Origin of the sequence: Halotalea alkalilenta, assembly GCF_001648175.1 — a bacterium.
In the GTDB taxonomy this organism is placed as follows: domain Bacteria; phylum Pseudomonadota; class Gammaproteobacteria; order Pseudomonadales; family Halomonadaceae; genus Halotalea; species Halotalea alkalilenta_A.
Genome location: NZ_CP015243.1, coordinates 3,816,502 through 3,830,423, shown reverse-complemented (window position 1 = coordinate 3,830,423; position 13,922 = coordinate 3,816,502). Strand labels below are relative to the sequence as shown.

General features: G+C 66.3%; 13 protein-coding genes and 1 riboswitch. Of the genes, 8 read left to right on the top strand and 5 right to left on the bottom strand.

The window, feature by feature from the left end; genetic code table 11:
* Positions 1-5 precede the first annotated feature (5 nt).
* From A5892_RS17155 to A5892_RS17140, 4 genes are all read left to right on the top strand, one after another.
* Complete coding sequence (locus A5892_RS17155; RefSeq protein ID WP_064123826.1) at positions 6-1,826, top strand: type I secretion system permease/ATPase; 1,821 nt, start codon at positions 6-8, stop codon at positions 1,824-1,826.
* Positions 1,823-3,178 carry an HlyD family type I secretion periplasmic adaptor subunit gene (locus tag A5892_RS17150; protein WP_082890535.1) on the top strand — a complete coding sequence of 452 codons (1,356 nt, stop codon included), beginning with the start codon at positions 1,823-1,825 and terminating at the stop codon, positions 3,176-3,178. Before A5892_RS17155 ends, A5892_RS17150 begins: the two co-directional genes overlap by 4 nt.
* Positions 3,175-4,560: a TolC family outer membrane protein gene (locus tag A5892_RS17145; RefSeq protein WP_064123825.1), complete on the top strand. Its 1,386-nt coding sequence runs from the start codon at positions 3,175-3,177 to the stop codon at positions 4,558-4,560. Before A5892_RS17150 ends, A5892_RS17145 begins: the two co-directional genes overlap by 4 nt.
* An 813-nt stretch (positions 4,561-5,373) precedes the next feature.
* Entirely contained in the window at positions 5,374-5,604 is a 231-nt protein-coding gene (locus A5892_RS17140; RefSeq protein WP_064123824.1) for a hypothetical protein, read from the top strand.
* Between the two features lie 141 nt (positions 5,605-5,745).
* On the opposite strand, the gene thiC is transcribed toward A5892_RS17140, so the two are convergent.
* Positions 5,746-7,668 (bottom strand): phosphomethylpyrimidine synthase ThiC, encoded by a 1,923-nt coding sequence (gene thiC / locus A5892_RS17135; protein ID WP_064123823.1) that lies wholly within the window; start codon positions 7,666-7,668, stop codon positions 5,746-5,748.
* Positions 7,669-7,702: 34 nt separating this feature from the next.
* Entirely contained in the window at positions 7,703-8,368 is a 666-nt protein-coding gene (gene tenA / locus A5892_RS17130) for a thiaminase II (protein ID WP_064124582.1), read from the bottom strand.
* Positions 8,369-8,431: 63 nt separating this feature from the next.
* Positions 8,432-8,583: riboswitch (TPP riboswitch) on the bottom strand.
* A gap of 194 nt (positions 8,584-8,777) precedes the next feature.
* On the opposite strand from tenA, the gene A5892_RS17125 reads away from it, so the two are divergent.
* Both A5892_RS17125 and A5892_RS17120 read left to right on the top strand, forming a co-directional pair.
* Positions 8,778-9,695, top strand: a complete 918-nt coding sequence (locus A5892_RS17125; protein ID WP_064123822.1) for a LysR family transcriptional regulator — start codon at positions 8,778-8,780, stop codon at positions 9,693-9,695.
* Positions 9,696-9,698: 3 nt separating this feature from the next.
* The gene (locus A5892_RS17120; protein ID WP_027351902.1) at positions 9,699-10,589 is read left to right on the top strand and encodes an NAD(P)-dependent oxidoreductase; all 891 of its coding nucleotides are present in this window, start codon (positions 9,699-9,701) and stop codon (positions 10,587-10,589) included.
* An 11-nt stretch (positions 10,590-10,600) separates the two neighbouring features.
* Here A5892_RS17120 and metC read toward each other — a convergent pair whose 3' ends face one another.
* Positions 10,601-11,818, bottom strand: a complete 1,218-nt coding sequence (gene metC, locus A5892_RS17115) for a cystathionine beta-lyase (RefSeq protein WP_150123590.1) — start codon at positions 11,816-11,818, stop codon at positions 10,601-10,603.
* A 139-nt stretch (positions 11,819-11,957) separates the two neighbouring features.
* Here metC and A5892_RS17110 point away from each other — a divergent pair, with 139 nt between their 5' ends.
* Complete coding sequence (locus A5892_RS17110) at positions 11,958-12,419, top strand: Lrp/AsnC family transcriptional regulator (RefSeq protein ID WP_064124581.1); 462 nt, start codon at positions 11,958-11,960, stop codon at positions 12,417-12,419.
* On the opposite strand, the gene A5892_RS17105 is transcribed toward A5892_RS17110, so the two are convergent.
* Entirely contained in the window at positions 12,407-12,838 is a 432-nt protein-coding gene (locus A5892_RS17105) for a hypothetical protein (RefSeq protein ID WP_150123589.1), read from the bottom strand. The two genes, A5892_RS17110 and A5892_RS17105, sit on opposite strands and share 13 nt — an antisense overlap.
* An 8-nt stretch (positions 12,839-12,846) precedes the next feature.
* Positions 12,847-13,209: a DUF4870 family protein gene (locus A5892_RS17100; protein ID WP_064123819.1), complete on the bottom strand. Its 363-nt coding sequence runs from the start codon at positions 13,207-13,209 to the stop codon at positions 12,847-12,849.
* A gap of 172 nt (positions 13,210-13,381) precedes the next feature.
* Between A5892_RS17100 and A5892_RS17095 the strand changes: the two genes are divergently transcribed.
* Complete coding sequence (locus tag A5892_RS17095) at positions 13,382-13,867, top strand: YajQ family cyclic di-GMP-binding protein (protein ID WP_027351898.1); 486 nt, start codon at positions 13,382-13,384, stop codon at positions 13,865-13,867.
* The last annotated feature ends 55 nt before the right edge of the window (positions 13,868-13,922 follow it).

Here is a 13,922-nt window from a genome sequence, read left to right as displayed (position 1 = left end):
CATCGATGAACCCTCCAAGCCATGTCTCCGGCGCCGCCCCGCCCAAGGATGAGATTCGCGCTGCGCTGACCTGCCACCGCGGTGGATTGCGCAGCATCGGCGCGTTCAGCGCAGTGATCAATCTGCTGATGCTGGTGCCGGCGCTCTACATGCTCCAGGTCTACGATCGGGTGCTCGCCTCCGGCAACGAATTCACCCTGTTGATGCTGACGTTGATCGCGATCGGCCTGCTCGCGCTGATGGGGGCGATGGAGTACGTCAGGAGCCTGACGGTGATCCAGATCGGCTCGCGCTTCGATGCACTGCTCGGCGCGCGGGTCCATCAGGCCGCGTTCGAGCGCGGCCTGGCCGGTGGCCAGGCCAGCGCCGGCCAGGCGATCAACGATCTCAACGCACTGCGCCAGTTCCTCACCGGCAATGCGGTGTTCGCCTTTTTCGATGCGCCCTGGTTTCCGCTCTACCTGCTGGTGATGTACCTGTTCCACCCCTGGCTCGGCGTGCTTGCCACCGTCGGTGCGGCGCTGTTGATCGCGTTGGCCTGGCTCAACGAGTGGCTGTCGCGCCGGCCGCTGGCAGAGGCGGGAACGCTTTCGGTGCGGGCCAACGCCAGCGTCGAGGGGCAGCTGCGCAACGTGGATGCGATCGAGTCGATGGGCATGCTCGGGCGGCTGCTGCGGCGCTGGCGGGTGATGCATCGCGGCTATGTCTGGCGCCAGGCGCTGGCCAGCGAACGCACCGCCTTGATCAGCGCGATCTCCAAGAGCCTGCGTATCGCGCTGCAGTCGCTGGTGCTGGGGCTTGGCGCCTGGCTTGCGATCGAGGGGCGAATCAGCCCGGGAATGATGATCGCCGGCTCGATCCTGATGGGCCGGGTGCTGAGTCCGATCGATATGGTGATCACCGCCTGGCGGCAGTGGAGCGGCACACGGCTCGCCTACCAGCGGCTCAAGACGCTGCTCGATGAACATCCGCTGCGCGCTCAGGGTCTGCCGCTGCCGCCCCCCAGCGGCGTATTGCGCTTCGAAGGGGTCACCGCGGTGCCGCCGGTGGCTCAGCTCCCGTCGGTGGTCAATCTGAGCTTCGAGCTGCCAGCGGGAGAGGTGCTCGGAGTGATCGGGCCCTCCGGTTCCGGCAAGTCGACCCTCGCCCGGCTGATGGTCGGGGTCTGGCGGGCCCGGATCGGCAAGGTGCGCCTCGACGGCGGCGATATCCAGCAGTGGGAGCGTGAGCGACTGGGCGGGTACATCGGCTACCTGCCGCAGGATGTCGAGCTGTTCGCTGGCACGGTGGCGGAGAATATCTCGCGCTTCGCCGAACCGAGCGATGAGCCCGATGCGGACGCTGCGCGGGTGGTGGCGGCGGCTCGGCTGGCGGGTGCCCACGAGCTGGTCCTCTCCTTGCCCCAAGGCTACGACACCCCGCTCGGTGTCGGTGGCCTCGGCCTCTCCGGCGGCCAGCGCCAGCGTATCGCACTGGCGCGAGCGCTCTACGGGCCGCCGCGGCTGGTGGTGCTCGACGAGCCCAATGCCAGCCTCGATGAGGCTGGAGAAACCGCTTTGCTCGAAGCGCTCGCGCGGCTGCGCGAGCAGGGCGTCAGCGTGGTGGTGATCACCCACCGGCCCAAGGTGCTGGCCGCGACCACGCGGCTTCTGGTGCTCAAGGCTGGCCAGCTGCAGCTGAGCGGAGCGACCCAGGAGGTGCTGGCGCGGCTGCGCGGCAACGGCGCGGGGAGCCAGCCGAAGGTCACGCCGATGGGGTCGGCGGCAGGGAGCTATCAGATGGCGAGTGTCACCCTCGGTGGACGTACGCCGGGAGCCCAGGAATGAAAGTCGAGCACCCGAGCGATATCGAACGCGGCAGCGAGGCAAAAGCGCTACCGGATTGGCAGGCGCTGGCGGGCGAGCCGGCACGGCTGGAGCAGCGGCATCCTGCGCGGCTGGGCTGGTGGCTGCTGCTGGCGGGATTCGGCGGCTTCCTCGCCTGGGCGGCGCTGGCACCGCTCGATAACGGCATCAACATGCCTGGCACCGTGATGGTGGCCGGCGAGCGGCAGGCGGTCGAAAGCCTCGGCGGCGGCGTGGTCGAGACGCTTTCGGTCGGTGAAGGCGACCGGGTGAGCGCGGGCCAGCCGCTGGTGCACTTCGACCCCACCCGGGCGGTCAGCGCACTCGGCGACATCGATGGCCAGCTCGAGGTGCTGAGAGCGCGTGAGGCGCGGCTCATCGCCGAGCGTGATGGGCTGGATGGCGTGGTCGCGCCACTGGGTCTCTCCATCGAGGGTGACAGCGCCTTCGAGCTCCAGCGCGCTTTGTTCGACAGCCGCCGTGCCGCGCTCGAGGGCGAACTGGCCGGGATCCAGGCCTCGCTCGCCGGCCAGCGCGCGGCGCTGGCCGGGATCGAGTCGTCGCTGACCGCCCGGCGCTCCCAGCGCGCGGTGCTCGAGCAGCAGTGGCGCAATCTCAGCGGTCTGGCCGATGAGGGCTACGTGCCGCGCAACCGGCTGCTCGAGCTCGATCGCCAGCGCAGTCAGCTCGATGGTGAGATCGCAAGCGACCTTGGTGCCCTGGGCCAGACCCGTGAACAGATCAATGAGCTCGAGCTGCGCGCGCGCAGTCGTCGTGACGTCTTCCAGCAGGAAGTGCGTGGTGATCTTGCCGATGTCCGTGGCCAGCTCGACCAGCTGGTCCAGCGCCGCGCTGCGGCCGAATTCGAGCTGGCGCACCAGGTGGTCCGCGCGCCGGTCGACGGCACCGTGGTGGGGCTTTCGCTGCATACCGTTGGCGGCGTGGTGCAGCCCGGCGCCCGGCTGATGGAGATCGTACCGCTGGAGCGGCCGCTCACCGTCGAAGGCCAGCTCGCGGTCGAGAGCATCGACAAGGTGGTGGCGGGCCTGCCGGTGGAGCTTGCCTTCACCGCCTTCGATCGCAGCAGCACTCCGCGTCTCGAGGGCGAGGTGACGCTGGTCTCTGCTGATCGCCTCGAGGATGAGCGCAGTGGCATGCCGTTCTATCGCGTCCGGGTCGAGGTAGGACCCGAACAGCTGGCGCGGCTAGATGGGCGGATGCTGCGCGCGGGTATGCCGGTCGAAGTGTTCGTCCGCACCGGCGAGCGCTCGTTGCTCAACTACCTGTTCAAGCCGCTGCTCGATCGCGCCCGCACCGCTTGGGGCGATGCATGAACGGCTGTCGTTCGGGATGGTTCGGCCCACTGCCGCTGCTGCTCGCGCTGATCGCCTTCGCCCTGCTCCAGCGGGTGCCCAACGCCATGGCGGTGGAGCCTGAGAGTGTCGATTTCGCCATGGCCTACCGGATGGCGCTGGTGATGGACCCCACCTGGCTTGCCGCCCGCGAGCGAAGCCGTGCCGATGTCGAGGAGCGCGCGCTTGGACGCGCCGGGCTCTTGCCCAACCTGAGCTATCGCTACTCGCGGGCAAGGAACTGGTCGGAGGTTCGCCAGGACACCGCGGCGGGAGAGATCACCAGCGATCTCGACTACTCGAGCTATTCCTCCGCTTTCACTCTGACCCAGCCGCTGTTCGATGCGGCGGCCTATGCCCAGTACCGTGAAGGCCAGGCCAGGGCGCAAGCCGCCGGGCTGACCCTGGAACGGGCGCGGCAGGCCCTGGCGGTGAGGGTGCTCGAAGCCTATACCGCGGTGCTCTACGCCGAGGACCAATTGGCGCTCGCCGAGACCCAGCGCCGCTCGCTGGAGGAGGATACGCTCCGGGCGGCGGCCTTCGTCGCCGGTGGGGAGGGCACCCGCACCGACCAACTCGAGATCGAGGCCCGGCTGCGAGTGGTCGAGGCCGAGGAGATCCAGGCCCACGACGCACTGCTCGATGCCCGCAACGCACTGCGCGTGCTGACCGGTGCGGTGCTGCTCGACGCACCGCTTGCCAGGTTGAATCAATCCGCATCGCTTGCGCTCGATGCCGAGCGCCCGCTCGATCAGTGGCAGCAGCTCGCGCTCAAGCGCAACCCAGAGCTCGCCGCCGGCCGCCGCCTGCTCGAGGCGTCCAGGCAGCAGGTCAAGGCCGCGCGCGCCGGCCACTTGCCGAGCATGCGAGTCTATGCGCGGCGCCAGCTCAACGATTCGAGCGCCGAGAACCAGGTCGGCCAGCGCTACGACACCGACAGCCTCGGGGTCGAGGTCAACCTGCCGATCTATGCCGGCGGTCGGGTCTCCGCTGCCAGTGACCAGGCCCAGGCGGAGCTGGAGGAAGCCATCCATCGGCTCGATGGTACGACGCGCGAATTGCTCAACGATCTCGAGCGGCAGTACCGCACCCTGCTCAGCAGCCAACGAAGAAGCGATGCCTATGCCCAAGCGGTGAGCGCCGCGAGCCAGCGGCTCGAGGCCACCCGGCGCAGCATCCTTGGCGGCGAGCGTACCAACCTCGATGCGCTGGACGCCGAACGCCAGCGTTTCGAGTCGATGCGCGACTTCCAGCGCGCGCGCTACGACCAGCTGCTCGCCTGGCTGTCGCTGCGCTGGCAGGCGGGCGTGCTCGAGCAGGGCGATATCGACAAGGTCAGCGCGCTGTTCGCATCCGCTGGTTAGTGCATGGCTCGAGGCGCTTTCGAGTCAAAGGGTTCGCGCGCTTTTGAACCAGGCCATCGGCCTGAATACAACCGTACAAGAAAGAGGAGGTTGCCGATGGGGGCTAGCGCATCCTGTCCCATCCGTTCACGGGTGCCCGGCACGCGAGCCAGCGGCCACCCCTCGCGGATCGTCGACGGGGAGAACGATCGGTGAAAACAGCCCTAAAGTCACTCGGCTGGTCGGCCGATAGGAGCTGGGTCGGTGGCCATGCGCGATTCCCTGCTCCTGAACCGACGCTCGTTGACGCGACACAGCGTTGCTCATTTCCGGCTGCATCCGTTCGAGTGCTGGGGAGTATGGCGTGATGGCCTGTACGACAGTCTTACTGGTCGGCTGGACTCTCATGGTCGTGTTCGTCTGTATCTTCACCCATTGCTCGATGCGTAGCCGTGGAGATGCCGACGACGGCTGAGGGCGCAAGGTGGATGATCCACCAGCTCCCCCACTGAGCCCTTGCTCGCACGACGCCGGGATTCCGAGCCCTGTCGGCTGGTCCACTCAACGCAGGCGCCTAGGCGCGGGCCGCATAGCGCCCGGCGAATGGCCGCCGAGCGCTATGCGAGAACGCAATCATGACGATGGTTTGTCTGTCGGTAGCTGCGCTCGCCTGGCTGGGAACGATCTGGGCGATCTTCGCTTTCGTTCGCGGCAGCAGGGATGATCCGCCCCATGATCGACGCTAGTCGTGCGGCGCTTTCCGCCCCGCTCGACGCCTTCGTGCTCAGCACCTAGAATGGGCGCCCCGCCTGGTCGAGAGAGGCTCTGAGCCCGATGAGTGAAAAACCCGAGCTGCCGGTACGCCGCTATGGCATCAAAGAGTTCATCGCCGCCGCGGTGTTCATGGCGCTGTGGTGTTTCATGCTCGAAGGACTGGTCGCCTGGTGGCTCAGCTACTCCTTCTCTTTCGTCCGTCTGCTGCTGGTCTTCGCCGGCTGCATGGCGTTCAGCCTGTTCCAGGGCTGGCGGCGCAATCGGCGGCTCGACGCCGAGCAGCAGCGCTGATCACTCAGCCTCCCGCCGCTCTGCCTTGTCGATAGTCTCTGTGATAGTTTCTTTTGATATCCCCTTTCGATAGTCCCTTTCGATAGTCACTGCAGGCGCCCCCTTCGCCCCCGGGAGCGCACTGCGACGGCACGGGTGGAATCACACCTCGCGGTAGAGCTCGCCTCCTTCTTCGCGAAAGCGCTCTGCCTGGCCACGCATGCCCTCCACCGCTTCCTCGGGTAGCGCCTCGATACCGGATCCGTCGCCGAATCGATCGCGGACCTCCTGGGTGATCTTCATCGAACAGAACTTCGGCCCGCACATCGAGCAGAAGTGCGCCACCTTGGCCGAGTCCTTGGGCAGGGTCTCGTCATGGAAGGCGCGTGCGGTGTCGGGATCGAGCCCCAGGTTGAACTGATCCTCCCAGCGGAACTCGAAGCGGGCCTTGGACAGGGCGTTGTCGCGGCGCTGCGCGCCGGGATGCCCCTTGGCAAGATCGGCGGCGTGAGCGGCGATCTTGTAGGTGATGATCCCGGTCTTGACGTCGTCCTTGTCGGGCAGGCCGAGGTGCTCCTTCGGTGTCACGTAGCAGAGCATCGCGCAGCCGTACCAGCCGATCTGCGCCGCGCCGATGCCTGAAGTGATGTGGTCGTAGCCGGGAGCGATGTCGGTGACCAGCGGCCCCAGGGTATAGAAGGGGGCCTCGTCGCAGCACTCGAGCTGCTTGTCCATGTTCTCCTTGATCAACTGCATCGGCACGTGGCCGGGGCCTTCGATCATCACCTGTACGTCGTGCTTCCAGGCGATCCGGGTCAGCTCGCCAAGGGTCTCGAGTTCAGCGAACTGGGCCTCGTCGTTGGCATCGCGGATCGACCCCGGGCGCAGGCCGTCACCGAGCGAGAACGAGACATCGTAGGCCTTCATGATCTCGCAGATCTCGTCGAAGTGGGTATAGAGGAAGTTTTCGCGATGATGGGCGAGGCACCACTTCGCCATGATCGAGCCGCCGCGCGATACGATGCCAGTGGTGCGCTTCGCGGTGAGCGGCACATAGCGCAGCAGCACGCCGGCATGGAGCGTGAAGTAGTCGACACCCTGTTCGGCCTGCTCGATCAGCGTGTCGCGGAACAGCTCCCAAGTGAGGTTCTCCGCTACCCCTGCGACCTTTTCCAGCGCCTGGTAGATCGGCACCGTGCCGATCGGCACCGGCGAGTTGCGAATGATCCACTCGCGTGTCTCATGGATATTCTTGCCGGTGGAAAGATCCATGATCGTGTCGGCGCCCCAGCGGATTCCCCAGGTCATCTTGTCGACCTCCTCCTCGATCGAGGAGGAGAGCGCCGAGTTGCCGAGATTGCCGTTGATCTTCACCAGGAAGTTGCGGCCGATGATCATCGGCTCGAGTTCTGGGTGATTGACGTTGGCCGGGATGATCGCCCGACCGCGGGCGACTTCGGCACGGACGAACTCAGGGGTGATGTCCTCGAGGATGCTTGCGCCGAAGGATTCACCGGGGTGCTGATGGGCCAGCTCCTCCTCGGAGACCTTGCTGCGGATCGCCAGGCGGCGCTGATTCTCGCGCAGCGCGATGAACTCCATCTCCGGCGTGATGATGCCCTGGCGGGCGTAGTGCAGCTGGGTGACGTTGCGCCCGGGCTTGGCACGCCGCGGAGTGCGCTTGAGCTCGAAGCGCAGCGGTGCCAACTGCGGGTCGTTGGCGCGGCGCCGGCCGTACTCCGAGCTCAGGTCGTCGAGCCATTCGCAATCATCGCGCTGGTCGATCCAGCGCCGGCGCAGTTCAGGCAGTCCGCGGCGGATGTCGATCGATGCCTCGGGATCGGTGTAGGGGCCGGAGGTATCGTAGACCAGCAGCGGTGGATTCTCCTCCAGCCCTGCGCTGGTGGTGGTGGGCGATTGGCTGATCTCGCGCATCGGTACTCGGATGTCGGGACGCGAACCCTCGATGTAGACCTTGCGCGAGGCGGGCAGGGGGGCGATCGCCGCCTGGTCGACCTCGGCCTTTTCGGCGAGGAAGTGCTGGGTACGTGACTTACCCTTGGGGTGGGCGCTTTCGGTGCTCATTGGTCATCTCCCTGGGGTCTGCGTGGTCGTGGACTCAAGCGTGGCGCTCGAGTCCCATTTGCCAGAAGTCGATCTCGAGCCGGGTCGCGTCCCGGAACACGACCTCGAGCTCGGCGATTCGCTTGGCTGGTTGTTCGGCCAGCGCCTGGTCGAGCCAGGCTTCCTCCTCGCTCGCCGCGCTGAGGTAGGCGTCGTCGGTGTACATCTCGATCCAGGCCGCGTACGGGTTGCCCTCCAGGCGGGTCTCGGCGCGTGACGCCAGCCACTTGCCGATCCGCGCATAGCCGACCAGGCAGGGCGCTAGCGCCACGCGCAGTTCGAGGAGATCGCCCCGAGCGCCGGCGTCGAGCACGTAGCGGGTATAGGCGAGGGTGGCGCGGGTTTCGGGGAGCGCATCGAGGGTGGCGACGTCGATGCCCCATTGAGCGCAGTAGTCGAGGTGCAGGCCGAGTTCCAGGTCGACGATCGTCTTCAGTCGATCGAAGGCGCCGCGCAGCTCGTCGAAATCGCGGCTTTTGTACAGCGCCAGCGCCCAAGCGCGGGCGAAGTGGCCGAGGAACAGATAGTCCTGTTCGAGATAGTGGCGAAAGCTGGCTTCGGGCAGGCTGCCATCGCCGAGTCGGCGGACGAACTCATGCTCGATGTAGGCGCGCCAGTCGTGATGGCAGGCCTCGATGAGGCGGTCGAAAGGGTTTGGCACGATCACTCCCGTGGCGGTCGAGGATCCGGGAGCGAAGGGAGTGGGGGCGCGAAGAGCGATGGGGCGGGGGCGCCGCTTGATCCCTACGCCGGTACAGGCCATGACGTGATCACACGTTCAGGCTTCACCCGGATCAGGTTCGGCGGGACCCGCGCTGGGGCCTGTGGCCCTGGCGCGATCTCAGCCGGCATCCACCGGCACCCCGTCAAGCGTTACGCTTCGCCTCGATGCGGCGAAGTCTCGACAGTGTCGTCGCTGGCCGGCTGGGCGGTCAAGCGTCAATATGGTCAGAAGAGCGGGGGCGCACTACGCTCAGCTGGCGAGGCGGCGACTGGGCGTGAATCCTCGCCAAGCCGACCCGGACGGGCGGGATGCCCGTTTCCCAACATGGCCGCAGCGAGGCGCACGGATGGACCGTCTGAAGTCGATGGAGGTGTTCGGGCGCGTGGTGGAGCGGCGCAGTTTCTCCGCCGCTGCGCGCGAGCTTGGAATTCCGCGCTCGACGGTGACGCGCACCGTGCGCCATCTGGAGGAACGCCTCGGCCTCAAGCTGCTCGAGCGCACTACCCGATGGGTCGAGCCCACCGAGGAGGGGCGTCGCTACCACCTGCGCTGCCGAGAGCTGCTTGCGCTTCACGGTCAGATCGAAGCGGAGTTCGAGCCGGGTCTTGCTCGCGGCAGCCTGAGCATAGCGGCGCCGGGCCATCTGGCCCGTCATCGGCTTGCGCCCGCGCTGCCCGGATTCATCGCCGCCCAGCCCGGTATCGAACTGAGACTGCTGATCCGCGAGCGCTGGGAAGATCTGCTCGAGCCGGATATCGACTGCGCACTGTGGGCCGGAGTGGCTCGCGACAGCACGCTCGAGCAGCGTGCGCTCGGCGAGCTTGAGATGGTCACCTGCGCCGCGCCCGGGGTGATCGCCGCCGGGCCAGGCGGTGGGATCGAAGGGCTCGCCGAGCTGCCGACGGTGGCTGTGATCGACAGCCGGGATGCGGCACCGTTGCCGCTTTCGTTCATCATCGCCGGTGAGATACGGCGCTTGGCATCCTCTCCGGGAGTGCGGGTCGAGGGCTTCGATATCGCACTTGAAGCGGCGATCGCTGGCACCGGCGTCGTTCAGCTGCCGCGCGACTGCGCCGAACCGGCGCTCGTCGAGGGCAAATTGGTCGAGTGCAGCGGTGCGATGGCTGCGCCGCTGCCGCTGTGGCTGCTGCATGCGCCGAGGCTCGAGCGCGACCCAAGGGTCGCCGCCGGGCTCGAATGGTTGGTTTCGCTGTTCGATGGGGCCGAGCGTCGATACCCCCTTAGCAAAGCTGAAAAGGAGTGAACAATGAAAATCGCATTCTTGGGACTGGGCAGGATGGGGAGGGCGATTGCCAAGGTACTGCTCGAGGCGGGCTTCGAGCTTACGCTCTGGAATCGCTCCCCGGCGTCGCTCGAGGCCCTCGTCGATGCCGGCGGCAAGCTCGCCAAGAGCCCGGCCGAGGCGGTCAAGCGCGCTGATGTGGTGGTCAGTATGCTCGCCGACGATCGCGCGCTGCGCGAGGTGATGCTCGAAGGCGGCGCATTGGAGGCGATGCGCCGCGATGCCATCCACGTCAATATGGCGACGGTCTCGGTGCCGTTCGCAGCGACCCTGGCCAAGCTGCATGCCAAGCTCGGCCAAGGCTACGTCGCCGCGCCCGTGCTGGGTCGCCCGGAGGTGGCCGAGCGCGGGGAGCTGAACCTGCTGGTGGCGGGGCCGCCCGTCCAGGTCGAGGCGGTCTGGCCGCTGCTCAAGGCGGCGAGCGTCAGGATCTGGCCGATCGGCGATGTCCCTGAGCAGGCCAACGTGGTCAAGATCGGGGCCAACTTCATGCTCGGCGTCGCGATCGAATCACTCGCCGAAGCGACCAGCCTGGCCGAGGCCCACGGCATCGAAGCCGCGGAGTTCATCGAGGTGGTCACCCAGACGCTGTTCGCCGCGCCCGCCTACCAAGGCTACGGCGCCCTGATCAAGGCGCGCGCGTTCGAACCAGCGGGCTTTTCGCTGCGTCTCGGCCACAAGGACATCGGTCTGGCGCTGAGCGCTGCCGACCAGGCCCGGGTGCCGCTACCGCTGGCCGCGGCGGTCAACGCGCGGATGCTCGACGGGCTGGCCAACGGCGATGGCGACAAGGATTGGTCGAGCCTGTACGAAGTCGCCGCCCGCCAGGCCCATCTGGACCGCCGCGGATCCTGATTCGTTCATGGTCAGCCGGCGCTGGCATTCACCGCTGACGGTACTGCCACGCTGACCCTTGGGTCGAGCGCGGCGAGCGCCTGATCGAGGTCGGCCAGTAAATCGCAGGCCTGCTCGAGACCGGCATGGAAGCGAACCAGATAACCTTCCCCATTGGCCTGAGCGCGGCTGCGCAATGGCGTGCCCACCGGTAGCGCGAGGCTTTCGAACCCTCCCCAAGAGAGCCCGATGCCGAACAGCTCGAGGCGATCGAAGAAGCGCTCGATGGCGTCGCGCTCGGTGGTCTTCAGCCGCACACCGAATAGCCCGCTGGCACCGTCGAAGTCGCGCTGCCAAAGCGCATAGCCTGGGTCTCGCGGCGATGCGGGGTAATGGACCGAGGCGATCATCGGATGGTCAGCCAACTGGTCGACCAAGCAGCGGGCGTTGGCGGCGTGGCGTTCGAGCCGCACGCCCAGGGTCCGCAGGCCGCGCAGCGCGAGGTAGAGATCGTCGGGGCCTGCGGTCTCGCCGAAGTCCTGGGCGCCGTCGCGCAGTCGCTCCCAGGCATCAGTCGTGGCGGTGGCGACGCCGAGCAGCGCATCCGAGTGGCCGACGATGTACTTGGTCGCCGCATGCAGCGACACATCGACGCCGAGTTCGAAGGGTCTGCAGCCCAGCGGTGTCGCCCAGGTGTTGTCCATCACCACGATGGCCGAGGCGCTGTGAGCGATGGCGCAGACGCGGGGCAGATCGATCATCTCAAACGTCAGCGAGCCGGGGGCCTCGACGAATACCAGGCGAGTGCTGTCGCGCAGCTGCCGGGCCAGGTCTTCGGGGTCGCATGGATCGAAATAGTCGACGGCGACGCCAAGGCGTTTGAGTACCCGCTCGGCGAACACCCGTGTCGGGCCATAGACGCTGTCGCTGAAAAGCGCATGGTCGCCACTGGAAAGGAAGGCGAGCAGGGCGTGGGTGCAGGCCGAGAGCCCGGAGGGAAACACCCGTGACCCATGGCCGCCTTCCAGTTCATTGATCGCGCGCTCGAACGCATGGGTGGTGGCAGTGCCGAAGCGGCCATAGTGGGCGTAGGGGTTGCCGCCCTGGCGGGCGCGCTCCCAGACATCGAAGCTTTCGGCGAGCAGGGTCGAGCCACGGCAGACGGGCACGTTGACCAATCCATCGAAGCGCTGCGAATCGCGCCCGCAGTGGAGCAGGGTGGTGTTGGGGTGGCGGCGCGGGGAGTTCATCGAACGCATCCATCTAGGCGGCTGGGAATGCGTTCCAGCTTATCGCCATCGGTTGAGAATTTTTTTGACAATCTGGTCGAGGAACTGCTTCGTATGTGAAATATTTTTCTTCATTGATCGTTATGTGGAGATTTTTTTCGTGGATCGATTGGATATAAGGATTCTTGATTCACTTCAACAGGATGCCACCCTGCCCGTCAGCGCGATTGCCGAAAGGGTGGGGCTCGGCACCACCGCGTGCTGGCGGCGGATACAGAAGCTGGAGGCGGAGGGAGTGGTGCGCCGGCGGGTGGTGCTGCTCGATGGTGAGAAGATCAACGCAGCCGTCAGCGTAATGGTGTCGATCCGGACCAGGAGTCACAGCGCCCAATGGCTGGTCGAGTTCCAGCGGGCGATCGAGGCGATCGACGAGGTGGTCGAGGCCTATCGAATGTCGGGAGACATAGACTACTGGCTGCGCGTCGTGGTGCCTGATATCGCCGCCTATGACGCGGTGTACAAGCGCCTGATCCAGATCGAGGGGCTGACCGACGTGAGCTCGAGCTTCGCGATGGAGCAGCTCAAATACACTACCGCACTGCCGTTGGGTTACTTGAAGTGAGCGGCCAGGGTCGAGCCGCCGGGGGGGAGACCTGACTCGAGCGCTCGCCAGCCGCGCAGGCACTGGACCAGCCACCAGCAGAGCAGGGCGACAGAAGAGGTGGCGCCGAGCGCCACCATCGAGAGCGAGAACAGCAGGTCGCTGCTCTCGATGCGCACGTCGAACAGCACGATGAGCGTGCGCCAGGCACCGCAGACGAGCAGTGCCAGGGAGAGCAGGCCAAGCGGGAAACCGACCCAGAACAGCTCGAGCTGACGGCGCCGATGGGCGCGTTCGAGCGGGTGCGAGGCGCGGGCGAGGTGGGCGATGACGATGCCCACCAGCGCGGTGAACCCGGTCACCGGCTGGAGCAGGTAGAGCACGTAGACCAAGCGTGCGTGGTCCCGGCGGGGCGGCTTCGTCGCGAATGCAGATGTCATCGTGCCACTCAGTAGAGCCAGATGTCCGGCTGGCCGGGCGCGCTGCGGTTTTCCAGGTCACGCCAGCCGCGCGCGCAGCGGATGATGATCCACAGGTAGACCAAGGGGAACAGCAGCAGGCCTACGCCGATTAGCGAAAGCAGCGTCGCGATGATGAAGTAGCCGAGGCCGATCCAGAAGGTGCGAATCTGGAATCGATAGTGGGCGGTGATCCATGGCGAAGCGCGCCCGCCATAGACGTAGGCCATCACCAGACCGACCAGCGCGGTGATCCCGGTGGCGAGGCTGACCAGGTAGAGGATGTAGATGATGCGCGCCATCGCTGGATTGTCGTCATCAAGGGTGGTGGCGATCGGTTCGGTGGTGGTCATGGCGGCTCCAGGTACGGAAAGTGGGCTCATTCTAGGCTTTTGCGAAAGCCGGAGCGAGCCGGGCGCGCGGCAGCGAGGAACCGGCGCGATGAGTTAGAATCCGAGCCGTACCGGCTCCTTTCGCAGCGAGGCAGTGGAAGGGGCGAGCCAGACCATCAACGAGGGAGTTTCCATGCCGTCATTCGACATCGTCTCGGAGTTCGACAAGCACGAGGCGACCAATGCGGTCGATCAGGCCAATCGCGAAGTCGAGACTCGTTTCGACTTCAAGGGTGTCGATGCCAGCTTCGAGATCGAAGGCGATACCGTGCGCCTCGAGGCGGACGCCGACTTCCAGCTCAAGCAGATGCTCGATGTGCTGCGCGCCAAGCTGATCAAGCGCGGTATCGATGCGCGCTGCATGGATGAGCAGGAGCCCCAGCTTTCCGGGGTCAAGGCACGCCAGGAGGTCAAGCTCAAGCAAGGGCTCGAGCAGGCCGACGCCAAGGCGATCGTCAAGCTGATCAAGGATGCCAAGCTCAAGGTGCAGGCCCAGATCCAGGGCGACAAGGTGCGCGTCACCGGTAAGAAGCGTGACGATCTGCAGACCGTGATCGCACTGCTCAAAGGCGAGCAGGGACCGGACCTGGCGCTGCAGTACAACAATTTTCGCGACTGAACCCAGGCCGGCTTCGAAGTCAGCTACGCTCTTTCCCTGTCTGTAGCGCGCCGTT